Origin of the sequence: uncultured Sunxiuqinia sp., assembly GCF_947495665.1 — a bacterium.
Taxonomy (GTDB): Bacteria; Bacteroidota; Bacteroidia; order Bacteroidales; family Prolixibacteraceae; genus Sunxiuqinia; species Sunxiuqinia rutila.
Window position 1 is genome coordinate 59912 of sequence record NZ_CANLZV010000013.1, and the last position, 24597, is coordinate 84508.

General features: G+C 43.7%; 15 protein-coding genes. All 15 read left to right on the top strand.

All coding sequences use genetic code 11. The annotated features are described in order from the left end of the window. The first annotated feature begins 37 nt into the window (after window positions 1-37). The 15 genes from Q1A18_RS14710 to Q1A18_RS14780 all read left to right on the top strand — a co-directional run bounded on the left by Q1A18_RS14710 (window position 38) and on the right by Q1A18_RS14780 (window position 24524). Window positions 38-1036, top strand: coding sequence for a FecR domain-containing protein (locus Q1A18_RS14710; RefSeq protein ID WP_299582092.1), 999 nt, complete (start codon window positions 38-40; stop codon window positions 1034-1036). Window positions 1037-1236: 200 nt separating this feature from the next. Further along, a complete protein-coding gene (locus tag Q1A18_RS14715; protein WP_299582095.1) occupies window positions 1237-4530 on the top strand; it encodes a TonB-dependent receptor in 3294 nt (1097 codons plus the stop codon). A gap of 25 nt (window positions 4531-4555) precedes the next feature. After that, complete coding sequence (locus Q1A18_RS14720; RefSeq protein WP_299582098.1) at window positions 4556-6133, top strand: RagB/SusD family nutrient uptake outer membrane protein; 1578 nt, start codon at window positions 4556-4558, stop codon at window positions 6131-6133. Between the two features lie 126 nt (window positions 6134-6259). Next, a complete protein-coding gene (locus tag Q1A18_RS14725) occupies window positions 6260-8476 on the top strand; it encodes a GH92 family glycosyl hydrolase (protein WP_299582101.1) in 2217 nt (738 codons plus the stop codon). A 184-nt stretch (window positions 8477-8660) separates the two neighbouring features. Next, complete coding sequence (locus tag Q1A18_RS14730) at window positions 8661-10940, top strand: GH92 family glycosyl hydrolase (RefSeq protein WP_299582104.1); 2280 nt, start codon at window positions 8661-8663, stop codon at window positions 10938-10940. A gap of 37 nt (window positions 10941-10977) precedes the next feature. Continuing rightward, complete coding sequence (locus tag Q1A18_RS14735) at window positions 10978-11295, top strand: hypothetical protein (RefSeq protein WP_299582107.1); 318 nt, start codon at window positions 10978-10980, stop codon at window positions 11293-11295. A 189-nt stretch (window positions 11296-11484) separates the two neighbouring features. Further along, window positions 11485-11973 carry a hypothetical protein gene (locus Q1A18_RS14740; protein ID WP_299582109.1) on the top strand — a complete coding sequence of 163 codons (489 nt, stop codon included), beginning with the start codon at window positions 11485-11487 and terminating at the stop codon, window positions 11971-11973. Between the two features lie 310 nt (window positions 11974-12283). After that, window positions 12284-12943 (top strand): hypothetical protein, encoded by a 660-nt coding sequence (locus Q1A18_RS14745; RefSeq protein WP_299582116.1) that lies wholly within the window; start codon window positions 12284-12286, stop codon window positions 12941-12943. A gap of 318 nt (window positions 12944-13261) precedes the next feature. Beyond that, entirely contained in the window at window positions 13262-13990 is a 729-nt protein-coding gene (locus Q1A18_RS14750; protein ID WP_299582119.1) for a GntR family transcriptional regulator, read from the top strand. A 45-nt stretch (window positions 13991-14035) separates the two neighbouring features. Then, complete coding sequence (locus Q1A18_RS14755; protein ID WP_299582122.1) at window positions 14036-14974, top strand: ROK family protein; 939 nt, start codon at window positions 14036-14038, stop codon at window positions 14972-14974. A 54-nt stretch (window positions 14975-15028) separates the two neighbouring features. Beyond that, a complete protein-coding gene (locus Q1A18_RS14760) occupies window positions 15029-16180 on the top strand; it encodes an MFS transporter (protein WP_299582125.1) in 1152 nt (383 codons plus the stop codon). Between the two features lie 7 nt (window positions 16181-16187). Next, window positions 16188-18560, top strand: coding sequence for a GH92 family glycosyl hydrolase (locus Q1A18_RS14765; RefSeq protein ID WP_299582128.1), 2373 nt, complete (start codon window positions 16188-16190; stop codon window positions 18558-18560). A 30-nt stretch (window positions 18561-18590) separates the two neighbouring features. Further along, window positions 18591-21221, top strand: coding sequence for a glycoside hydrolase family 2 TIM barrel-domain containing protein (locus Q1A18_RS14770; protein WP_299582131.1), 2631 nt, complete (start codon window positions 18591-18593; stop codon window positions 21219-21221). Between the two features lie 70 nt (window positions 21222-21291). Continuing rightward, window positions 21292-22581, top strand: a complete 1290-nt coding sequence (locus tag Q1A18_RS14775; protein WP_299582134.1) for a hypothetical protein — start codon at window positions 21292-21294, stop codon at window positions 22579-22581. A gap of 173 nt (window positions 22582-22754) precedes the next feature. Beyond that, window positions 22755-24524, top strand: coding sequence for a class I mannose-6-phosphate isomerase (locus tag Q1A18_RS14780; protein ID WP_299582137.1), 1770 nt, complete (start codon window positions 22755-22757; stop codon window positions 24522-24524). The last annotated feature ends 73 nt before the right edge of the window (window positions 24525-24597 follow it).

Here is a 24597-nt window from a genome sequence, read left to right on the forward strand (position 1 = left end):
GGCTTATTCGTATTACAGGTAAAAATAGTAAGCAGGAATGAGCGATTTGTTGCATAAGAAATTGGGCAAACTAGGGGCCGAAGTGGTGTCCAAGGAAGATGAAAAAAAGCTGTTGGCTTTGTTTCATGATGGGGAGTTGGAGTATGGTCTGAAAAAGGAGTTGTATTCACTCCTTGAAAAAATGGATGATGCAGCCATGGATCAGAAGGAGAGCAGGGCCCGGTTTGAGCGTCTGTGGAAAAAGGTGCAGCAGTCCGAAGATAAAAAAGAGGTGCGCAAACTGCCGCGAATGCATTGGTATGTTGCCGCAGCGATGTTGCTCCTAGGCTTGCTGATTGGTAATTTACTTCAGCTTAAAGCCCCCGAAATCAAAAGTGAAACCACTTACTATACCGCCATTGCTCCCAAAGGATCGATCTCGCAATCGGTTTTGCCTGACGGGACGATTATCTTTCTGAATTCCGGATCGGAGTTAAAATACGCCACCGATATGAGTCAAACCAAGCGCGAAGTTTACTTGAACGGAGAGGCCTGGTTTGATGTACAACATTCCGAAGAGATCCCTTTTCTGGTACACACCGACCAATATGATGTAAAAGTGATGGGAACTGAATTCAATGTAAAAGCCTATCCTGAAGATCAGGAGGTGGTTACCACCCTAGAAGAAGGAAGCATTCAGGTAATGTCAACCAGCAAGCTGAAATTAGAACACAATATTGAACTTGTTCCGGGAGAACAGTTGGTCTATCATAAAAGTAAAAAAACAGTTCAGGTAAAAGACGTAAAATCCCAGCTGTTCTCCTCATGGAAAGACAACAAATTGATCTTTATTAATATGAGTTTGGGAGAACTGATCACCCTGTTGGAACGCAAATATGGGGTTGATATTACCGTTCAGGATCCGCAGTTATTGAAGCACCATTATGATGGAACCATAAGAAATGAGACCATCATTGAAGTGTTGGATATCTTGCAAAAAACACTTCCAATCAACTATGTTATTAATGATCAAAAAGTAATTATCACGAAAAAATAAGCTGGAGGATGCCTATGTGAAACTAAGTTTAATGAACCACTAAAAAGCCGGCAGATGCTGTCACATCCAACCGGCCAGTAAGTTAATAACCAGGTGCTGTCACACCTACTAATTATTAATCAACAACTTCCAAATTTATGAAAAAAAATGAATTTACATTCCCGGATAATCGAAGGGAAAAACAAAATCTGTTTTTAAAGATGAAGCTGACCTTACTTACCCTATTGGTTTGCATCATGCAGGTTTCGGCCTCTGTGTATTCGCAAACAACGAAACTGACCCTTGACTTACAAGGGAAGAAGATTTCTGATGTTCTGATGGAGATTGAAGAAACGACAGATTTTCGTTTTTTCTATCAGCGCGAACAGGTTAATGTAGAACGTGTGGTAAACCTGAAAGCGAATAATAAAAGTGTAGATGAAGTGCTTTCTGACCTTTTTGAAAATCAGGGAGTAACTTACAAGGTAATGGACGATAACCTGATTTTGTTAACGGCTGGAGAACAACAAGCTCAGCAGCAGCAAACGGTTCGGGGGAAAGTAACCAATAGTCGTGGAGAACCCATTCCTGGTGTTACGGTTATTTTAAAAGGAACTTCTAACGGAGGAGTTACCGATGCCAACGGGGAATATACAATTACCAATGTCCCTTCTGATGCGGTGTTGCTTGTTTCTTTTGTGGGAATGCAAACTCAGGAAGTAGCGGTGAATGGGCGTAGCTCCATTGATGTGACGATGGCTGAAGATGTGATTGGGCTGGAAGAAGTTGTTGCTGTTGGATATGGTGTTCAACGCAAATCGGATGTGACCGGTTCTGTGGGTGTTGTTACAGCCGATGACATCTTGGAACGTCCTTCTTTCAATGCTCTTCAGGGAATGAAAGGAAAAGTAGCTGGTGTAAATATCTTTTCCAACTCAGGCTCTCCAACCGGAAGTACCCGGGTAATGATTCGGGGAATGAACTCCATCGAAACCACATCAAGCCCGTTGTATGTGGTTGATGGTGTAGTGATGGAAAATTTCCAGCTGGTTAATCCGAACGACATTGAGCGTATTGAGGTGTTGAAAGATGCTTCTTCTGCAGCGATTTATGGTGCACGTGGTGCCAACGGTGTAATTCTGGTAACGACGAAGCGTGGTGCGAAATCCGGCGAAGTGGTTGTTAGCTACGATGGTTATATCAGCGTTGGAAAAGTGCGTAAGAAAATGGATTTGCTGAATGCGGAAGAGTGGCTGGAAGTGATTAAAAGAGGGTATGAAAATGCGCCTAAATATAAAGATTATGCTCCAGGTGAAGAGCCAACGATTGACTTCACTGATCCGAATTTGTTCGATGCAAATGGTAAGCCTTTGTATGATACCGACTGGCAGGAAGAGGCTACACGTACGGCAGTTACGCACAACCACCAGATTAGTATTCAGCAGGGAAATGAGAAGTCATCAGTTGGTGCTTTCCTGAACTATTCAGATAACGAAGGCGTGATGCTGAATTCATGGATGAAGCGTGTAAATGCGAAAATTGCCTATGATGCCAGCCCTCGCGAATGGTTCGATTTTGGAATCAACATGTTGATCAATAAAACCTGGGAAAATGAAGTAGAAGAAGGCGGAGGTCACCAAATGCCGCGTCGTTCTATGATTGAAATGATACCGATTATGCCCGTTAAATTTCCTGATGGGAGTTGGAGTAACAGTTCAAGCACCAGCAACTTTGCTCTGGAAGGAATGGCAAACCCGGTACACGTATTGACCACTCAGGAACGCTTGAGAAATAGGACTCAATTATTCGGGAATACGTTTTTCAATTTTCATTTGACTAAAGACCTTTCGTTGAAAACCCAGTTTGGTATTGATAACCAAATTCAACAAAACAGAGAATACAGTCCGAAGGACTTGTTAAATATTTCTTACCCCAATGCCTGGGCCAATGTTAATGATTATGAAACCATGTATTGGCAGGAAGAGACATACTTATCATACAATAAGTCCGTTGGTGATCACCGGATCAACTCCGTTTTAGGTATGAGTTGGCAGGAGCGCATTCACCGAAACAATACCTCGGGAACCTCTGGATTTTCCGATGACTTTTTCAAGTATAATAACATGGGAGCAGCCAGTGATCCGGATGCTCCAGGATCTTACTATGAAAGTTGGGCCATGAACTCCTACTTCTTCCGCTTTGGGTATTCTTACAAAGATAAATACCTGGCGACCATTACAGGCCGTGCCGATGGTTCTTCCCGTTTCGGAAAAAATAACAAATATGGTTATTTCCCTTCTGCCGGTTTGGGCTGGGTTGTATCCAACGAAGATTTTATGAGTAATTCATCCTTGATTGATTACTTGAAATTGCGTGCCAGCTATGGTATTACGGGTAGTACCGAACTAGGAGTTTACCGTTCCTTGGCAACAATTTCCGGCGGAACTGTTTTATTGAATGGTGGCCGTGAAAACTACAATGTGGTTACCCGTTTACCCAACCCGGATTTGGAGTGGGAGAAAACCTCACAATTTGATGTGGGCTTTAACTTAACCATGTTGAATCAGCGTGTAACCATGGAAATGGATTACTATTACAAGCTGACAACGGACTTGCTACTTCCACGTCCGGTGCCACACTCAACCGGTTTTACTTCAGTAATGGACAATATTGGTTCGGTGTCAAACCAAGGGATCGACTTCCTATTGACCACACAGAATGTATCAACCAACGATTTTCAGTGGGAGTCAAGCCTGAACCTGAATTACAACAAAAACCAGATTGAAGAGCTGGGTGAAAATGATGAAGATATCTTCCCCGGACCATGGTGGGTTTCCGGTAGCCAGACTATTTTGAGAGTAGGGGAGTCTTTGGGCTCTTTCTGGGGATATCGCCGATTAGGAACATGGGGAACTGATGAGGTTGCTGAAGCTGCCGCTGTAGGAGCTGTTCCCGGAGTTGCCAAACGTTCTTCTGAACGGGAAATTATTGGTAAAGGATTACCTGATTTGACAGGTAGTTTTATCAACCGTTTCAATTATAAGAATTTTGATTTGATGGTTGACTTGCAATTTACTTTAGGTGTGGAAATTATGCAGCAGTTTTTCCACTCAACTGAAGACCGTACCGGTTATGCCAATGGCTTATCAACCATTCTTTATGATGGCTGGACGGAGTCTAACCAAAATACGATGGTTCAGCAGATCAGAAACGCGCCACTAAATGGACAAAACTCAGAGGTGGACGACCATTGGGTAGTTGATGGGTCTTATTTAAGAGGTAACCTGATTTCTTTGGGATACACCCTTGACAATGCTTTACTTAGTGGATATGGTTTAAAATCATGTCGCATTTTCGCCAGTGTTGATAATCTCTTTGTGCTTCATTCAGATGACTTTAAAGGTTATGATCCTGAGTCGACTTCGTGGGGTGGCAATCAATGGGGACAGAACATTTTCTTCTTCCAATACCCAAAACCAACGACAGTAACATTTGGCGTTAATGTTAAATTTTAATCATTGAATTTAAACAGGAAAAACAATGAAAAAGATATTATTACTAATAATGGCCCTTGGGGTACTGGCCTCATGCGATGATTTTCTGGCAGAAGAACCAAGAAGCGAAATGAGTGTGGATCAGTTTTTCAGTTATCCTTCTCATGCATACAATGCGGTTAATGTTTTATACCGAAGCGGAGCTCCGACCTTTTACAGTACCGGAGTATACGCCGGAAGCCGGGCTATGCTGGGGGGATATATGACCGGATTGTTTGATAATGACTATAAAGGACAGGAAGTGCATGTTCAGCATAGCCAAAACCTAACGCTGAATGGCGATAATTTGGCTGGCTATTTTGATGGAGCATGGGACGCTTGTTACCTGGCTATTTCCAGGGCGAACCTTGCTATTGCCAATATTGCTGAAACGCCTGATCTGACCGATTCTGAAATCAAGCAACTGGAAGCGGAAGCCCGCTTCTTCAGAGCGTTTAACTATTATTACCTGGTTAAAACATTTGGAGATGTGCCGCTCATTTTGGATGCCTATTCATCGTTGGAAAACTTATATGTTGAGCGCACCCCGACTGCTCAGGTTTATGCTCAGATTGTTGATGATTTGAAATATGCCGTGGACCAAGGAGGTTTGGATAATTTGCCGATGCCTGCCAATGGGTTCCGTATTTCAAAAGGAACTGCAGCAACTTTATTGGCCGATGTTTATCTGAATATGAGTGGTTATCCGGTTCAGGACGATAACTATGCTGAAGCGGCAGCTGCTGCCAAAACAGTTATTAACAGCGGCAACTTTTCCTTGATTCAGCATGGTGCTGATGAAAGCCAAAGTGCCTACAATGTGCTGCGGACTTCGGATACCGAGGACGAGTATATTTACACAATTGAATACGATGCCAGCATTTCTGAAAACTACTGGCAACCGGCTATTTGCTATCCTAACAGTGCAACGGCCTGGGGTATTTTCAAGTATTCAATTACCAACAATGCCTATAAACCCATGCCAGCCTTGCTTTGGATTTATGATGAAGCCAATGACCTTCGTGTTCAGGAAAAGCAGTATTTCCATTCCAGCTTAACTTACATGGAAGACGACCAGGAGATTACCAAAACGTTTGAAGTTTCTCCTTACTTGTGGCATAACGACGAGGCTTTGTTTGAAACGGGTAAAAACAATAAAGACATGGTGGTGTACCGCTATGCCGAAGTTCTGTTGATTGCTGCAGAGGCAATTGCCCAGTCAGAAGGTGTAACGTCTGAAGCTGTTGGTTATTTGGCCGATGTTCGGGCACGAGCTTATTGGGAAACAGATCGCAATGCCATTGTGGCTGATCTGACAGGTTTGTCAGTAGAGGATTTTGTAGAAGAAGTGTGGAAAGAGCGATTGCGTGAACTAGCCCTGGAATACCGGATCTGGGCTGATATTCAGCGCACTCATATGTTTCCGGTTACTTCTGAAGCGAACAAAGGTGAGATTACTTTTGAAAATGTAGTTGGGCACACTACCGTGTGGGGAAAAACAATTCAGGAAAAACACCTGCTGTTCCCAATTTCTGAAAATGAACGGCAACGTAATCCGAATCTAGCACAGAACACAGGATATTAATAATCAACTAAACAACCATGAGCAAAGCACCGCCAAATACTTTTGGCGGTGCTTATTTTTGAATATCTTTAAGCGCAAATTTTTATAAAAGGTAAAACCATGATTAAGTTAACAGAAAGTAGGAGAATGCTCTTATTATTAATGGTGCTGGCAAGTGTACTTGCTTGCAGTCCACCCCAAAGTAATAACCCCAATAAGGACTTGATTTCGTATGTCGATCCCTATATTGGTTCGGGTGGTCATGGGCACGTATTTGTAGGAGCCAGCGTTCCTTTTGGTGCCGTTCAACTCGGACCAAATAATGAAACGCAAGGGTGGGATTGGTGTTCTGGTTATCATTATTCCGATTCGATATTGATTGGATTTGCGCATACCCAATTGAGTGGTACCGGCATTGGCGATTTGGGAGATATTCTATTTATGCCGGTTGCCGGCAGTTACGCACCGTCATCCGATTCGGATATTCCTTACGATTGGAAAGCAAGTTATACGCACAAAAAAGAAGTGGTGCAACCCGGTTATTACAGCATCTACATTGACCGGCATCAGGTTGATGCGGAACTGACAACTTCAGAACGTGTAGGCTTTCATAAGTACCAATACGATGGAGATGGTAACTCCAAGGTCATCATTGATTTAAACTACGGAACAGGCTGGGACCAGCTAACCCAGGGTTCGGTTGAGCAGTTGGATGATAACAGCATCAACGGATTCCGTTTTTCAAAAGGCTGGGCTAACGACCAGCGTGTCTTTTTCCACACCACATTCTCAAAAAAAATAAAAGCTTTCGAAGTGCTTGATGCTTCGGATGAAAAGGGGATTGCAAGGGTTATAATCGAATTTGAAGGGAATGGCGAATTACTGGCTAAGACTGCCATTTCTCCGGTGAGTACCGAAGGAGCGAAAAACAACCTGACTGCGGAAATTGATCATTGGGATTTTGAAGCAGTAAAGGCCAAGGCCCAGGAAAAATGGAACAAGGAGTTGGCAAAAATTAAGGTGGAAACACCCAACGAAACCGACAAAAGAATTTTTTATACAGCGCTTTATCATACCATGATTGCGCCTTCGCTGTTTAACGATGCCAATGGCGACTACCGCGGCTCGGACCATGAAGTTCATCCTAATCCGGGCTACGAAACATACACCACTTTTTCACTGTGGGATACTTACCGCGCTGCTCATCCCTTGTTTACCATCGTTCAACCCGAACGCGTAAACGACTTTGTCAATTCCATGCTGGCTATTTACCAGCAACAAGGCAAATTGCCGGTGTGGCACCTGATGGGCAATGAAACCAATACGATGGTGGGCTACCATGCGGTTCCGGTTATTGTGGATGCCTATTTGAAAGGATTCCGTGGCTTTGATGCCGAACTGGCTTTTGAAGCAGTAAAAGCTTTTGCCATGCGCGATGAACGTGGTCTGGATTTCATCAAGGAAATTGGCTACATTCCGGCCGAGAGTGAAGTGGAATCTGTTGCAAAAGCTTTGGAGTATGCCATTGACGATTGGTGTATTGCAGCTATGGCTAAGGCAATGGGAAAATCGGAAGATTTTGAATTGTTCTCGAAAAGAGCCAAGTACTACGAAAACTATTTCGACAAAAGTACGCAGCATATGCGCGGAAAAATGGCGGATGGAAGCTGGAGAACGCCTTTCAATCCGATTGCCTCGCAACACCGCGAAGACGATTACTGTGAGGGCAATGCGTGGCAGTACACCTGGCTGGTCCCTCAGGATGTAAACGGATTGGTTGATTTGTTTGGCAGTGAGGAGGCTTTCATCACGAAATTGGATAGCTTGTTCTCTATGGAATCGATCAAACTGGAAGGTGCTTCAGCCGATATTACCGGCTTGATCGGGCAGTATGCTCATGGAAACGAGCCCAGTCACCACATTACGTATATGTATGCCTATGTTGGTCAGCAGTGGAAAACCGCTGAAAAAGTGCGTCAAATCTACCATGAAATGTACTCCGATCAGCCTGATGGGTTAAGTGGTAATGAAGATTGCGGACAGATGTCGGCTTGGTACATCATGTCAACCATGGGCTTTTACCCGGTCAATCCGGCAAATGGCAACTATGTATTTGGAAGCCCGCTGTTTGATCAAGTGGAAATTTCACTTCCCGGTGGAAAAAACTTTATGGTTGTTGCTGAAAATAACAGTTCTGAAAATATATACATCCAGGCTGTTGAGCTGAATGGCGAGGCGTACAACAAATCGTATATTTCGCATGCTACGATCTTGAATGGCGGAACGTTGAGGTTCGTCATGGGAGCGGAACCTAATCCTGATTTTGGTGCTGCCTTATCGGACAGACCAACTTCCGCTTACTAAACCTTCCGGTCTTTGAAGGATTCAACAGAATCCCTTGTATTGAAAATATTGAATCAGCGGGTGAGTAGTTTTCACCTGCTGATTTTACTAGCCTTTGAAAACATTATTGGGCATACCGAAATCAGATGATGAGTGGAAACGATGCCTGTTGTCCGCTACATGATCTCCAAAAAATTGAATTACAATGAGAAGATTAGTCATTTTATGTTCCTTGCTTTTGGGCCTGTCAACCTTTCAGGCTTACGCACAAAAATTTCAACCTGTTGACTATGTCAATACCCTGATGGGAACCGATTCTGAATTTGTACTATCCAACGGAAATACCTATCCGGCCATTGCCTTGCCTTGGGGGATGAACTTTTGGACCCCCCAAACCAATAAGATGGGCGATGGATGGGTTTATTCCTATGATCACTATAAAATTCGTGGGTTTAAGCAAACACACCAGCCTAGTCCGTGGATCAATGATTACGGTCAATTCTCCATCTTCCCATTAACCGGAAACTTGGTGGTTGATGAGCACGAGCGTGGAAGTTGGTTTTCTCACAAGGCCGAAATCGCCCAGCCTCATTATTATAAGGTGTACCTGGCCGATTATGATGTGGTAACGGAAATCACCCCAACCGAGCGTGCGGCTATGTTTCGTTTCACCTTCCCCGAAACCGAAGATGCTTATGTGTTGGTTGATGCATTTGACCAAGGTTCGTATGTAAAAATCATTCCTTCGGAAAATAAAATTATTGGCTATACCACTCGCAATAGCGGGGGAGTGCCTGATAACTTCAAGAACTACTTTGTGGTGGTTTTCGATAAACCATTTGTTACCAGCAATGTTTGGAGCAAGGATAATGTGGTGGAAGGAAAAAGTGAGTTGGAAGATGAACATGCCGGAGCAGTTGTAAAGTTCAAAACCAAGAAAGGTGAAAAAGTACACGCTCGCGTAGCTTCTTCCTTTATTAGTTTTGAGCAGGCTGAGCGCAACTTAAACGAGCTAGGAAAAGATTCTTTTGATGAGGTAAAAGCAAAAGGCGAATCAATTTGGAACAAGGAGCTTTCGCGGATTAAAGTTGAGGGCGGCACAGATGACCAGATTAAGACATTCTACTCGGCCTTGTACCGTGTTTTGTTGTTCCCACGCAAGTTTTACGAGTACGACGCTAACGGAGACATCGTTCACTATAGCCCATACAATGGCGAAGTGTTGCCAGGATATATGTTCACCGACAATGGTTTTTGGGATACCTTCCGGGCTGTATTTCCATTTTTCAACCTGATGTATCCTGAATTGAATGAGAAAATTCAGGAAGGATTGGCCAATACCTATAAGGAAAGTGGCTTTTTGCCGGAGTGGGCAAGCCCGGGGCATCGCGATTGTATGATTGGATCAAACTCGGCAACCATTGTTGCTGACGCGTATTTGAAAGGTTTGCGTGGATACGATATTGATGCACTTTGGGATGCCGTGGTGAAAAATACCACACATGAAGGTCCCGTGAATTCGGTTGGACGTTATGGTGTGGATTATTATAACGAACTGGGCTATGTGCCATATGACGTTGGTATCAATGAAAATGTTGCCCGTACTTTGGAGTATGCTTTTGCTGATTTCTGTGTTTACAAGCTTGGAAAAGCATTAGGCAAACCCGAAAGTGAAATTGCCATTTTTGCTGAGCGTTCTCAAAACTACAAGAACGTGTTCGACAAAGAATCGAAACTGATGCGCGGACGCAATGAAGATGGTTCGTTTCAGTCACCATTCAGCCCATTCAAATGGGGAGATGCATTTACCGAAGGAAACAGCTGGCACTACACCTGGTCGGTTTTCCACGATGTGGAGGGATTGATAGACCTGATGGGTGGTAAGAAGGAATTTGTATCGATGTTGGATTCTGTTTTTGTGGTTCCTCCAATTTTCGATGATTCATACTACGGACAAGTAATCCATGAGATTCGCGAAATGCAGATTATGAACATGGGAAATTATGCGCATGGCAACCAGCCGATTCAGCACATGATTTACCTGTACAATTATGCCGGCGAGCCTTGGAAAACGCAGTATTGGATTCGCGAGGTGATGGATCGTTTGTACACTCCAAATCCCGACGGTTACTGCGGAGATGAGGATAACGGCCAAACTTCGGCTTGGTATGTATTTAGTGCGATGGGCTTTTATCCGGTAGCTCCAGCTACTCCAGAGTATGTGATTGGAACACCGTTGTTCAAGAAGATTACCGTGAGCTTGGAAAATGGTAAAACCATTGAAATCAATGCGCCTGAAAACAATCAGGATAACCGCTATATTCAATCGATTAAATTGAATGGTAAAAAGTACAGCAAAAACTACTTCAACTACGATGAGTTGATGAAGGGAGCGACCATAAACTTTGAGATGGGAGCAGAACCAAATAAAAAACGAGGAACGAAAGCGTCTGATTTCCCTTACTCATTTTCAAACGAAAAATAAGGACGACACGAAGTTCCGCAGTAAATAAAAATTAATCATGAAGAAGCTAAGTATTTTATTGTTGGTAAGTCTCTTTTTTGCAGTTACTTCTTGCAAAGAAGATGATTTCTCAGACGCTGAAATAGTTGCCCAAGAGCTTCATAGAGTGATGGAGGAAAACGATATTCATCGTGTGGTTGGTGTTGGAGAAGGGCAATCCTGGTCTCAGCCTACCTCCAATAATTATATTGGATATGATTTTGAGTTTTATTCTCATTTCGTGAGAATTGAAAAAGTAACCTATAATCTGGATAAACTTGTCAAGTACGAAGTGAAAAAGGTAGATGGATTTCATTATTTACTCTTATCCTTTTGACTGTATGCTGAAGTTTTGATAGCAAAATAGCGTTACGAGCATAATTTATCACAAAGAAGTGAAAGGTCAATAACCAAAACTGGTTTCAATGATCTTTCACTTCTTTTTTTGTTGCCAGGTTCAGGTGTTCGTTAAAATCATTGAATCAATCATAACAAAAGTCTGACAGTCTGCGAATCTGAAAATCCAATGACCTCGTTAATCGATGAATTATTAGATTCGGTCGATTTATCCACCTACGGTTTAGAACGTACTAAAGTAAACGAATCAATCGGTCTCGATGATTCTGAAACAGAACTCGACCCTCAAAACCCAAATCCACGTGGCTCACATGGCGGCACTGAAGAGAAAGACCGGTTGGATGAGATCATTCGCTCCTTTAACGAGCGCTTTTATTCAGGTTGGGAAGAAGCACCAGAAGAGGCAAAAGTAAAATACATCTCAATAGCCAAGAACCTGATGGCGCACCCCGATTTTAAAGAGAAAGTAGCACAAAATGCCGACAAGCAAAACAGCGATTTAGCCCTAAAGAAAATCATGGATGAAATCATGCTGAACCGCCGTAAAGCAAACGTCGAAGAATACAAACGCTATGCAAAAGACGATGCCTATTACCAAGGTATTTTCGACTTAATGAAACGTATGATTGACAACCCCGGATTGATGTCTGGTACATAATAGGTTTTATTTAATTTTTTTCATTATATTTATCGTTACGGCCCCGTAGCCAGCGATTTATACAGCTGTCGATCGAAGGAGCAGGAAGGTAAATCGAAGGAAATAAACGGCAATAAGAAGGAGAATAAAAGGAACAGGAAGGAACCCAATTGTAACGCTTAGGAGCTGATATGTAAGCGGAAGGAGCCCAATTGTAGCTCGAAGGAATAGAAATGTAAGTAGCAGGAATTGAATGGTAAGGCGAAAGCGTTATAATGGAAATTGAAAAATTTAGTTTTTACTTATTAATAACCCTTTTAATTCAATTTTTATGGCAACTAAACCCAAAACTTCAGAGGCTAAAACGATGGAACAGTACCGAGTCGCCTTAGACAATGCTGAATCACAAGCAGAAATTGCAGCTATCATGGCTGACTTAGGTTTTGACTCCGCAGTTATCGGAGAAGGTAAAGCAATTCTGGCAGAAACCAGAGCCGCTTACGATGCCAACAAAACGGAAGACGATGAAACTTCCGAAGCTTATGCCGATTTTTCAAGTAAAAAAGAACAACTGGAGGACACCTTCAGCCTTCACCGTAAGAAAGCCAAAGTAATATTCCGTAATGATTCATTAACCGCTGATAAATTAGCAATTTCAGGGGCAATGCCTCGTTCATACATGAACTGGTTGGAAGCCGCAAGAAAGTTTTATAGTGTTGCATCAGCTGATTCTGCCATTCAAGGCAAGCTAGCCAGACTTAAGATTTCAGCGGATGATTTGGCGGCTGCAAATACAATGATTTCCGACTTGGAAGCAGCACGTTCGGAATACTTGAAAGAAAAAGGAGAATCACAAGACGCAACAAAAGCAAAAGATGCAGCATTTGCAAAGATCGATGACTGGATGAGCGAGTTCTACGCCGTAGCAAAGATTGGCTTGGAAGATAAACCACAGTTATTGGAAGCACTAGGCAAAACCGTAAGAAGCTAGCGGTATAGTCAACCCTGCTTGTAAGCACATTGGCAAGCCTCACAAACCAACGCGCCACCAAAGCTTGCCAATAAGCTTACAAAGCCAGCCCAATAAGCCCAAAGGGCTTTAGGGTTTGCCCACCCACCCCAAACAAAATAAATTCATGCTGATCGTATGGGCGCAATGGTAATACCTTCGTGCTGAGTATTATCAGGTTCCTCTTTTTACCGACTAGTTAACTCCAGCCAAATTTATTCGCTAAAAACTTTTCCGGCTTATAAAAATGAATAGCTTTGTATGTTCAAACATATGAACAAGTAAATTTTCACGATACACATGAAATTCAAAATAGATCATTCCAGTGCGCTGCCTTTGCACGCCCAGGTCGAAACATTGTTACGTAAATTGATTGAGTTACCGGAATATAAGAATGGCGGCTTACTTCCCAAAGAAGTGGATTTGGCCAAGCAGTTGGGGATTTCGAGAAATACCTTGAGGCAGGCTACCAATAAATTGGAGTACGAGGGCTTGCTGGTACGGAAAAAAGGAGTGGGAACACGGGTTGCTGAAAAAACGGTGACAACGCAGCTTGATCATTGGCATAGTTTTACCAATGAAATGAGTGCGCAAGGCTTGAGTTTTAAGAATTATCGCTTGGTGGTTGAATGGGTGGATGCAGACAGTAAAATAGCTACTTTTTTCAATATTCCGGAAGCTACATCTGTGTTGAAACTAAGTCGTTTGCGAGGAGATGATGAAGCGCCTTTTGTCTACTTCGAAAGTTACTTTCATCCGCGCATTGGCTTGACCGGGAACGAAGACTTTTCAAAGCCTTTGTATGATTTGCTTGAGAATGATTTTCATGTTGTGGCCTCTTTGTCGCGCGAAAAGCTAAAGGCTCGTTTAGCAACGGCCATTACAGCCAAGCGTTTGCAGATAGGAGCAGGTGATCCGGTTTTAGTTCGCGAGCGGTTTGTTTACGATCCTGGCGATCGCCCATTGGAATACAATATTGGTTTTTACAAAGCCGACAAGTTTACTTATAAAATTGATATAAGAAGATAGTCGCTTGGGCTTGAAATTTTTCGTTCACACAAAAAATATTAGGAAATGAAACAACAAATAGCTATCGGAATTGACGTAGGAGGAAGCCATGTTAGTTGTGCTGCCTTCAACTTGAATGAAAAGAAATACCTGCCCGAAACTTTTGCAGAGAGTGAGCTGGATAATCATGGTCCGGCGGATGAGATTATTGCTGTGTGGAGTAAAACGATTGCTCGGTCCATCGAAGCCGTTGGCTTGGAAAACCTGTCCGGAATTGGATTTGCCATGCCTGGCCCTTTCAACTATGAAAAAGGAATTCCGCTATTTACCGGAGAAAATAATAAGTACGAAAACATTTATGGGATTGATGTTCCGGCAGCATTGCGAAAGTCGTTGAATCTTCCGGTCGACTTCCCGATCCGCTTCGTCAATGATGCAACAGCATTTGCCATTGGCGAAGATTGGGCCGGGAAAGCTCAAGGCAGCAAGCGGTCGTTATCGATTACGCTGGGAACCGGCTTTGGCTCGGCTTTTCTGAAAGATAATCTTCCGGTTACTTCGGGCGATGATGTTCCGGAGCAAGGCTGTATTTGGCACCTTCCATTTAAAGAGGGAATTGCTGATGATTACTTCTCAACGCGGGGACTGGTTGGCCGCTATCAGCAAAAAACCGGGAAATCAGTCAAAGGTGTTAAAGAGATTGCCATGAGTGCACCAACAGACGAAATAGCTCGTGAGCTTTTTAACGATTTTGGATCGCAGTTGGTGAATTTATTGCATCCGTGGCTGGAGCGTTTTCAGGTGGACGTTTTGGTTATTGGAGGAAACATAGCCAATGCTTACGAGTGGTTTCAGCCAGCTTTAACGGCAGCCTTAAAAGATAACAACTGTGCAGTGCGTGTAGAAATATCAAGCCTGAAAGAAACGGCTGCCATTATCGGTAGTGCCGTCTTGGCTGACCATTCTTTTTACGCGCGGGTAGAACCCTTATTGGCTGAAATGTAATACGAATTCAAAAAAACAAAACTTTAATAGCTCCTAATCTAAACCAACTAAATCATGACAAAATCAAAAATCTCAGTAAAGTATATTATCCCGGTGTTGCTCTCATTTTTTGTAATGAGTTTTTGCGACCTGGTAGGAATTGGTGTTGATAACGCCAAAGCCGATTTTAATTTGAACAACACGTTGGCGCAATTAATTCCGATGGCAGTTTTTGCCTGGTTTTTTATTTTATCGGTACCTGTCGGAATTTTACAGGATCGCATCGGGAAGCGAAACATGCTGAATATTGGTATGTTGCTGACTGCGCTTGGCTTGATAGTTCCTTTTTTTATGTATTCCTTTCCGGTTTTGCTGGGCGGCTTTGCCATGCTCGGTATCGGGAATACCATTATTCAGGTGTCGGCAAATCCCTTGTTAATAGATGTTGTATCGGCCAAAAGAGCTTCCAGCTTTTTAAGCTTTTCGCAGTTTATAAAAGCAATCGGATCGATGGTTGCGCCCTACCTGGCCACTTATTTTGCCCTTCGCTTTGGCGATTGGAAGATTCTTCTTCTCGTTTTTGGCGGCGTTTCTCTTTTATCGGTAATATGGCTGCACTTTACCCCAATAACCGAAACCTTATCAAAAGAGAAGAAAGCAACAATTGGGTCCTGCCTTAAACTTCTGGGCGTCGGTTACATTGCCTTAATGGTACTGGGAATTTTCTTTGTTGTAGGAATCGATGTGGGGATCAATGCGGCATCAGGGCAATTTTTAATGAAAAAGCTGGGAATGGATACCGAGCCTGCCATGCACGGCCGTAGTTTGTATTTCTTCGGAAAAATGCTGGGTACTTTTCTAGGGGCTCTATTACTTACTCGCTTTTCTGCACGAAAATTTCTGCTTGGTTCGGCAGTGGTGACCCTGATTACAATTGTGGCATTCATTTTTTCGCCGTTACCTGTCTTTGCATTGGCATTAATATTCTCCATTGGTTTGGGAGCCTCAAATATTTTCCCGCTGATCTTCTCATTAACAGTTGAAAAATATGCCGATCGTGCCAACGAAATTTCAGGACTGATGATTATGGCAGTAGCCGGTGGAGCATTTATTCCTCCTGTTGTTGGAAAAGTAACCGATATGCTGAACGTAACAGCCGGAATGTTCGTACTAATCGCATGTTCAGTATATCTTTTGTTTTTAGCTATTTATGCACTAAAAAAATAATGAACGAATGAAACGCTTGGCTTACTTTGTGGCAATCATACTCCTGTTGTCATGTCAAACAGAAACTAAATTACACCCCGAATTTAATGCCATCCAGTATGTCGATCCTCAAATCGGGTCGGTGCACGGACGTTGGTTTTTTTACACACCGGCAGCCTTGCCTTTTGGGATGGCTAAGTTGGCTCCGCATACCAATGCTTATGAGGGCGAAGGAAGTTGGTCGCCCCAGGGATATGACGACCGGCATGGTTCCATCGAAGGATTTGGGCATTTTCATGAATTTCAGATTGGAGGGCTGGTAGTCATGCCAACAACGGGAGAGTTGAAAACGGTTCCCGGAACGCTGGAAGAGCCGGATGCGGGCTATCGCTCGCGATTCGACAAGACTAGCGAAGAATCAATGCCTGGCTATTATTCCGTGCTGTTAAAGGATTATGGTGTGCGGGCAGAGCTAACAGCGACGGAGCGCGTAGGCTTTCATCGTTATACCTTCCCCGAGTCGGAGCAGTCGAACCTGATTATTGACATTGGGCATAAACAAGGTGAAAGTAGCATGGTAACTGATGCCTTTATTCGGATGAACGGGAAAAAACAGCTGGAAGGTTATATTGAAACTTACCCGGTGTACCTTACTTTTTGTGATCCGGATAACCGGGTAAAAATGTACTTTGTCATACAGTTGGATAAAGAACCGGAAGCTTTCGGCACGTTTGTCAATGAGCAACAGGAAGCCGGTAAAACCGAAAGTAAGGGAGTTGGCAATGGCTTTTACCTTACATTTCAAACCGATGAAAATGAATTGGTTGAAATGCAGGTGGGCTTGTCGTACACGAGCATAGCCAACGCACGCAATAATTTGAATGTGGAGGCTGAGGGACAGACGTTTGACTCGGTGAAAGAAAATGCAGCATTAAAATGGAATGAAAAACTTTCCCGCTTCCAGGTGGAAGGGGCTACTGAGGCTGACCGGATCAAATTTTATACGGGCTTGTACCATGCCCTGTTGGGACGCGGAATAGCGAGCGATGTGAATGGCCAATACATTCAGTACGATAAAACAATTGGGCAGATTCCGTTGGATGAATCGGGTACACCTCGGTATCATCAGTATAACACAGACGGCATTTGGGGCGGTTTCTGGAATCTTGGGCAGCTTTGGGCGCTGGCTTATCCCCGTTACCTGAGTGAATATGTCCAGTCCAATATCGATTTCTCGAAAGTAAGTGGCTGGCTGCACGATGGCATGGCTGCCGGAACCTACACAAACGGAGTCCAAACCAACTTTCAGGGCTTGTTAATGGCTTCGGCTTACAATGCAGGTATTCGCGATTTTGAAGTAGAAACAGGCTATGAGGCAGCCTTGAGAAATGAGCTTGAATACCACGGTCGAAACCTGGGGAATGGAAAATATGATTTGCATTATTTCGTAAAGAATGGCTATGTGCCATCAAAAGATACGGTGATTGCTAATGGTTGGGTGTTCAACTTTGGAGCATCTCACACCCTGGAATATGCTTTTAGTTCGTATGCTGTAGGACAATTTGCCAAAGCATTGGGGCATGAAGCAGATTATCAAAAACTGATGACTCAGGCCGGAAACTGGGTAAATATTTTTGACCCGGCAACCCGTTTTATCCGGCCGCGCTACGAAGATGGCCGCTTTATTGAGAACTTCAATCCGCTGGAAGGATGGCGTGGTTTTCAGGAAGGGAATGCCTATCAATATACCTGGTATGTTCCGCATGATCCGGCTGGTCTGATCGAAAAAATGGGGGTTGATACGTTCAACGTTCGTTTGGAGAAAACATTTGTCGAAAGTCAAAAATCATTGTTTGGAGGAGGTCGCGAGGTGCACAGTTTTTCAGGCGTAGAGAAGCTGTACAATCAGGGAAATCAGCCTTGCCTGCACCAGGCCTGGTTGTTCAATTACTCGGGCAAGCCTTGGCAAACCCAGCATTGGACACGAACCATTTGCGATGAATTTTATGGAACAGAACCACTGCATGGCTATGGTTTTGGGCAGGATGAAGACCAGGGACAGCTGGGCGCCTGGTACGTGATGGGGGCACTTGGGCTATTCGATGTTCAGGGGCATGCGGCAATGAATCCATCCTTCCAGTTCGGAAGTCCGATGTTTGACAAAGTGACCATTCAACTGGATGAAAACTATTACGAAGGAAAGACTTTGGTTCTCGAAACCCGCAACAACTCCAAAGAAAACAAATATGTACAGTCGGTTACCTGGAATGGTCAGCCTGTGGAAAATTGCTGGATCTCGCGAAATGAACTGATGAAAGGGGGAACCCTGCTTTTTGAAATGGGTAGCAGCCCTAATAAAAATTGGGGAGTAGGAACGCCTCCTCCGTCTATGGCGAAGTAGTAGAATCAGTCAACCTAAAAAACAAAAGTAATGAGTAAAAATTCTGTTTTAACGGTGTTCTTTTTGTTCGCATTCATATCTGTGGGGTTTGCTCAGGGAGAGGAAATTCTGTTGAACACAGGGTGGAAGGCCAAACGGGCAAGTGAGCTTCCGGTGGATGGAACTGTTATTTCCTCGGCTGACTTTGAGTTTTATGACTGGATGGATGCTCAGGTGCCGGGAACGGTGTTGACCACCATGCTGAAAAATAACAAAGTGCCAGATCCTTTTTACGGGTTGAACAACGAGATGATTCCTGATATTTACGATACAGGAGCAGATTACTGTACGTTTTGGTTTCACAAGCGTTTGCAGAATATGGAATTGCAGGAGGGGCAACAGGCTTGGCTGAAATTCCGGGGAATTAATTATTCGGCTAACGTCTTTTTGAATGGACAGCGTGTGAATACCGATACTCATCATGGTATGTTTCTTCGGGAAAAGTACCTGATCACGCCATTTTTGAATCAAGAGGATGGTGCTGCTAATAACCTGGCAGTAATAGTGCATCCGCCCAATCCGGTTGGGCATGCCAATGGCGGGCAAGGAGGTGATGGAACAATTGCCCGGTCGGTTACGCAGCAATTTACCGCAGGTTGGGACTGGATTTGTCCGATTCGTGACCGAAATACCGGAATTTGGGACCAGGTTGCCATTGAAATTACCGGACCTGTGGATATTCAAAATCCATTTATTCGTTCAAAAGTGCCCGGAAAACGAACTCCCGGAGAGAAACAACAACCGGCCTTTTTAACTATTTCTGCAGAATTGGTTAATGCAACAGCAGAAGATCAGAAAGGGGTTTTAGTTGCCAAAATAGGTGATCAGAAGTGGACTTTGCCTGCTACGCTTAAGGCTCAGGAAAAAGTTACACTAAGCTTTCCTGAGATTAAGATGGCGAATCCGAAACTGTGGTGGCCGAATGGATGGGGTGAAGCAAACTTGTACCAATTGGAATTGAGCTTTCAGCAGAATAATACGCAATCGGATAAAGAAGCAGTCAGTTTTGGAATACGCGAAACCGGAACTTATTTTGATCAGGAAGTCGGAGGACGTGTGTTTCTGGTGAATGGACAGAAGGTATTTATTAAAGGCGGAAATTGGATTGCTTCGGACGCACTGTTGCGACTTTCGCCCGAAAGGTATGAGGCAGAGGTTCGGATGCATGCGGAGATGAACATGAACATGATCCGGGTTTGGGGAGGCGCGATGCCTGAACGACCCGAGTTTTATGAGGCCTGCGATAAATACGGGCTTCTGGTCTGGCAGGATTTGTGGGTGTCGGGCGACTGCAATGGGCGCTGGCCCGATCCAAAGAAAAAAGAGTCGCAAGCTAGAAGACAGGCATATCCAGATGATCATTCGTTGTTTCTGGCTTCGGCTATCGATCAGATTAAGATGCTTCGGAATCATCCGAGTTTGTACCTGTGGTGCGGAGGCAATGAATTTCCACCGCCACCCGATATTAACAAGCAATTGGAAGAACGGATTTTCCCGGAATTTGATGGTACCCGTTACTACGTGAATGAGTCGACCTCAGACAGTATTCTTCGAAATACGATTGGCGGAAATGGCGACGGACCCTACGGCATACAGGATCCACTTCGCTTTTTTGTGGTGGAGTCGTATCCGTTTAATCCGGAGTTGGGGTCGGTGGGCGTTCCCAATGTTGAGGCCATGCGCAAGATGATGGATGCAAAGGATTTGGTTCCACCGCGCAATGATCGGCCGAACCAGGTGTGGCGTTACCATAAGTACATTGGCTACGGAAATACCATTGAGCAAATGGGTGAAATCAAGGGGATTGAAGATTTCTGTAAAAAGGCTCAACTGGTCAATTACGAGCAATACCGGGCGTTACAGGAAGGCTTTAATGCGGGCATGTGGAATCAATATACCGGGATGCTGGTGTGGAAGAACCAAAATCCATGGACTGCTTTACGCGGACAGTTTTACGATGTGTTCCTGGATCAGACAGGTGGTTTCTACGGTTATCAGCATGGTGCAAGTCCCATTCATGCTCAACTCAATCTGAATGATTCCACCATTTGTGTGATGAATCAAACGCTTTCAGATGTCACCGATCTTACCGTTGTAGCGCAGTTGATCGGGCTGGACGGAAAGCTTTTGCATGAACGAACCTTCAAACTTGATGTTGAGGCCAACACCTATAAAAATGCCGGACGACTGTTTGAACATGAAAAGCCGGAGGAATTTTATTTTGCTCGTTTAAGCCTGAAAAACAAACAGGATGAACTAGTTGATGAAAATCTTTATTGGTTGGTGAGCGAACCTTCCGATTGGCAACAACTCGATAATCTTGCTCCAGTAAATCTTCAGGTGAACTTAAAAAGAACGGAAGGAAGCAACTACCTGGCTGATATTTCCAACAAGGATCAGTCAACCGCCTTTTTTATTCGATTGAAAATTACGGATAGAATAACTGGCGAGTTGATGCTGCCTGCTTTTTTTGAAGATAACTACCTAACGCTTTTCCCCGGTGAGCAAAAGCAAATTGCGATTGATCTATCGCACCTACCTAAAGAGGTAGATCTCAATAAACTTCAGCTGGAATTGGCTCCGTGGAATGGAAAACAGATCATCAAAACGTTTAATGAATAATGGCAACGGACCCGTCGGTCGTTGTCGCGTGAATCAAGCAAAACTTTATTAATCAACAACTTTAATAGATATGAAAGCAATTATTGCTATTTTCTTAGTACTTGGAATGACGTGTTGTACGTCGAAATCAACTCAGCCGAATCTCAAAGATCAGATTCGAAACAATGAATATTTTGCGTTTACAAAAGCAAAAGCACTCGACATTGTCAAAACAGGTTTTAATGCCGGCGATGGTTATGGCGAAGTGTGGATTCGCGATTACAACACCTTTATTGAACTTTCTGCGGAGGTCTATCCTCAGGAAACCTTAAAAGAAAACTTGCGTGTTTTCTTCCGTTTGCAGGGAGATGATGGAAACATTATTGATGGATTTATTCCGAAAGAAAAAGCAAAGGCATCGGAAGGTGGTTACGACTATATTTTTACCGAGCTGGAGCCAAACTATGCCGGGCATAAAAATACGGTTGAAACCGATCATGAAACTTCATTGGTACAAGCCGTTTACAAGTATGTGAAGAAAACCGGAGACACCACATTTCTAAAGGAGAAAATTGGTGACAAAACGGTTGCTCAACGCCTAGAGTGGTCTATGGATTTTCTGTTGAATGAACGTTGGAGTGATCAGTATGGCTTGATCTACGGCGCAACTACTGCCGATTGGGGAGATGTGCAGCACAGCCATCCTTGGGGTGTTTATATTACAGACGACACCAAATTTTGTCTTGATATTTATGACAATGCCATGTTGGTGATTGCGTTGAACAACTTAATGGAGCTTGTTCCTGAAACCAAAACCAAGTGGGAACCCATTTGCGATGGAATTGCAAAAAATACGATGAAATACTTGTGGGACGAGCAGAATCAAAAGTTCATTCCACACGTATATCTCGATGGTTCTCCATTCCCTGCCGACTTCGACGAAAACCAAATTTACTACCATGGAGGTACCGCTACAGCCATTGAAGCCGGTTTGTTGTCGAAAGAGCAAATTAAGGTTTCGCTCAACAAAATGATTGAAAACGTCAAAGCATCGGGAGCTGGCTCAATTGGCTTAACCATGTATCCTCCCTATCCCGAAGGTTCGTTTGAAAATAAAGGCATGTATCCGTATGGTTATCAAAATGGCGGAGACTGGACCTGGTTTGGTGGCCGTATGATTCAGCAATTGATCAAGTATGGTTTTGTTGATGAGGCGTATGAGCAAATGCAGCCTATGGTTAAGAGGGTAAAGGAAAATGATGGCTTTTTTGAATGGTACACAGTGGATAATCAACCTGAAGGTTCAGGTACTTTCCGCGGTTCTGCTGGTGTATTGTACAAAGCTATTTTGATGTTTGAGGACTACGCGAAAGAGGAGTAAGAGAAAAAGGCTCAGGAACAGGCAAAGGCAAAGAGCCAAGAGGAAAATGGAAACGGGAACAGTTTAGGTCGTGAGATTTAGTCTTGTGTCTAAGTTCTTGTCTCTTGAATCTGGAAGTTTTCCGCTTAGCCTCTTTGCGCGAAAGACATTGAAATTAAAAGATAAAGCAAAATATGAGTACACAGAATTGGAGAAAGACGAGCCAGTATTTGATGCCGGCTCAAAAGGAAGAGGAAAGTGCAGGCGATTATGGCTTGTATCCGGCCCATTCGTTGGGCGAAGGAAAAATACATTTGGGGGTAGAGAGCTTGGTTGAAGAGCTTGAAAAGCATGAAACGATTATAATCGATGGTTACCAGGGCGTGTTTTTCGGAAAACTGAAAGAGAAGCTCGACGCACAGTTTAAACAAAAAGGGATTGATGTAAACTGGATTGATGTTGCTGAATACTTAAAGCCAGAGGCCGAAATCAATGCGCTTATTGAGCCATTTCTTGGGGGTGATGATCCGATTTTTGGGAAGCGGGCAACCATTGACTTGATTGATCTTTTTGACTCCACACGATGGAGCGAAATTCAAGGTAAGATTGCTTCAGGAAAGAACATAATTTACGGCGTAGGAGCTAGTCTTGTCGGAATTGAGGGCTTGTTGGTATACGTTGATCTGCCTAAAAACGAATTGCAATTCCGGGCCCGTGCGAAGACGATTAGCAATATCGGGGCATCGAAGCCGGACGAGATTAAGCCCATGTACAAGCGCTTCTACTTTGTAGATTGGGTGGTTCTGAACAAGCGCAAACAGGAATTACTTTCGAAGATTGATGTGCTTGTTGATGAGCAGCGTTTGGATGAAATAACCTGGTTAAAGGGAGACGATTTAAGGCAAGGATTAAATGAAATAAGCAAAAATGTATTCCGGGTGCGCCCATGGTTTGAACCCGGTGCGTGGGGCGGTCAATGGCTTGGCGAAAAGGTGAAAGGATTGAACAAAGATGTGCCGAATTATGCTTGGTCGTTTGAGTTGATTGTTCCTGAAAACGGCTTGGTCTTTGAAAGCTCAGGTCATGTTGCAGAAGTGTCGTTCGATGCGGTTATGTTTCAGGAGGGCGAGAATGTCTTGGGCCAAGCGCATCCTCAGTTTGGAGCCGAATTTCCTATTCGTTTTGACTTTTTGGATACCTTCGACGGAGGAAATTTGTCCATTCAATGTCACCCTCATTTAGACTACATTAAAGAGCATTTTGGCGAAAACATGACCCAGGAGGAAACCTACTACATCCTGGATGCAGCGCCCGATGCGAAATGTTATCTTGGATTTAATGAGGACATTGATCCCAAAGTTTTTGAAGCTGATTTGAAGTATAGTTTTGAGAACAATAAACCCATTGACATTACCCGCCATGTGCAAGTGTTGGACTCGCACAAACACGATTTATTTTTGATTCCTCCGGGTACTATTCATGGCTCAGGAATTAACAACCTGGTGCTGGAAATTAGCTCAACCCCCTACATTTTTACCTTCAAAATGTATGACTGGCTGCGTTTGGACATGGATGGAAAACCGCGTCCGATCAATATTGAGCGGGGAATGGAAAATGTTTGTTTCGACCGAAAAGGCGATTACGTAACCGATAAATTGGTGGCAAAACCGAACTTGTTGGAGGAAGGTACCGGATGGAAGTTGTATCACTTGCCAACCCACGAAAAGCATTTGTATGATGTACATCGTTTCCATTTGACCGGAGCAGTTGAGGTGCAAACCGAAAAACGTTGCCATGTGCTGAGTTTGGTTGAAGGAAGCAGCATTTTGGTAGAGACGGAGAATGGCCTGAAGAAGCGCTTTAACTATGCCGAAACATTTGTGATTCCTGCTGCTGCAGGTTCCTACAAAATAACCAATGAAGGAGAAGGTGAAGCCTTGGTCGTAAAAGCATTTGTGAAATAGCAGCAGATGCCGTCATTGCGAACCGAGGAACGAAGGTGAAGCAATCTTTCGATAAATCGTAGCAACTATTCCT

Excerpts from the sequence above, each read along its gene's own strand:
- Q1A18_RS14755 (WP_299582122.1), top strand. The coding sequence starts at position 14,036 with ATGAAACAACAAATAGCTATCGGAATTGACGTAGGAGGAAGCCATGTT.
- Q1A18_RS14770 (WP_299582131.1), top strand. The coding sequence starts at position 18,591 with ATGAGTAAAAATTCTGTTTTAACGGTGTTCTTTTTGTTCGCATTCATA.
- Q1A18_RS14745 (WP_299582116.1), top strand. The coding sequence starts at position 12,284 with ATGGCAACTAAACCCAAAACTTCAGAGGCTAAAACGATGGAACAGTAC.
- Q1A18_RS14750 (WP_299582119.1), top strand. The coding sequence starts at position 13,262 with ATGAAATTCAAAATAGATCATTCCAGTGCGCTGCCTTTGCACGCCCAG.
- Q1A18_RS14720 (WP_299582098.1), top strand. The coding sequence starts at position 4,556 with ATGAAAAAGATATTATTACTAATAATGGCCCTTGGGGTACTGGCCTCA.
- Q1A18_RS14710 (WP_299582092.1), top strand. The coding sequence starts at position 38 with ATGAGCGATTTGTTGCATAAGAAATTGGGCAAACTAGGGGCCGAAGTG.
- Q1A18_RS14740 (WP_299582109.1), top strand. The coding sequence starts at position 11,485 with ATGACCTCGTTAATCGATGAATTATTAGATTCGGTCGATTTATCCACC.
- Q1A18_RS14730 (WP_299582104.1), top strand. The coding sequence starts at position 8,661 with ATGAGAAGATTAGTCATTTTATGTTCCTTGCTTTTGGGCCTGTCAACC.
- Q1A18_RS14780 (WP_299582137.1), top strand. The coding sequence starts at position 22,755 with ATGAGTACACAGAATTGGAGAAAGACGAGCCAGTATTTGATGCCGGCT.
- Q1A18_RS14735 (WP_299582107.1), top strand. The coding sequence starts at position 10,978 with ATGAAGAAGCTAAGTATTTTATTGTTGGTAAGTCTCTTTTTTGCAGTT.
- Q1A18_RS14760 (WP_299582125.1), top strand. The coding sequence starts at position 15,029 with ATGACAAAATCAAAAATCTCAGTAAAGTATATTATCCCGGTGTTGCTC.
- Q1A18_RS14715 (WP_299582095.1), top strand. The coding sequence starts at position 1,237 with ATGAAGCTGACCTTACTTACCCTATTGGTTTGCATCATGCAGGTTTCG.
- Q1A18_RS14765 (WP_299582128.1), top strand. The coding sequence starts at position 16,188 with ATGAAACGCTTGGCTTACTTTGTGGCAATCATACTCCTGTTGTCATGT.
- Q1A18_RS14725 (WP_299582101.1), top strand. The coding sequence starts at position 6,260 with ATGCTCTTATTATTAATGGTGCTGGCAAGTGTACTTGCTTGCAGTCCA.
- Q1A18_RS14775 (WP_299582134.1), top strand. The coding sequence starts at position 21,292 with ATGAAAGCAATTATTGCTATTTTCTTAGTACTTGGAATGACGTGTTGT.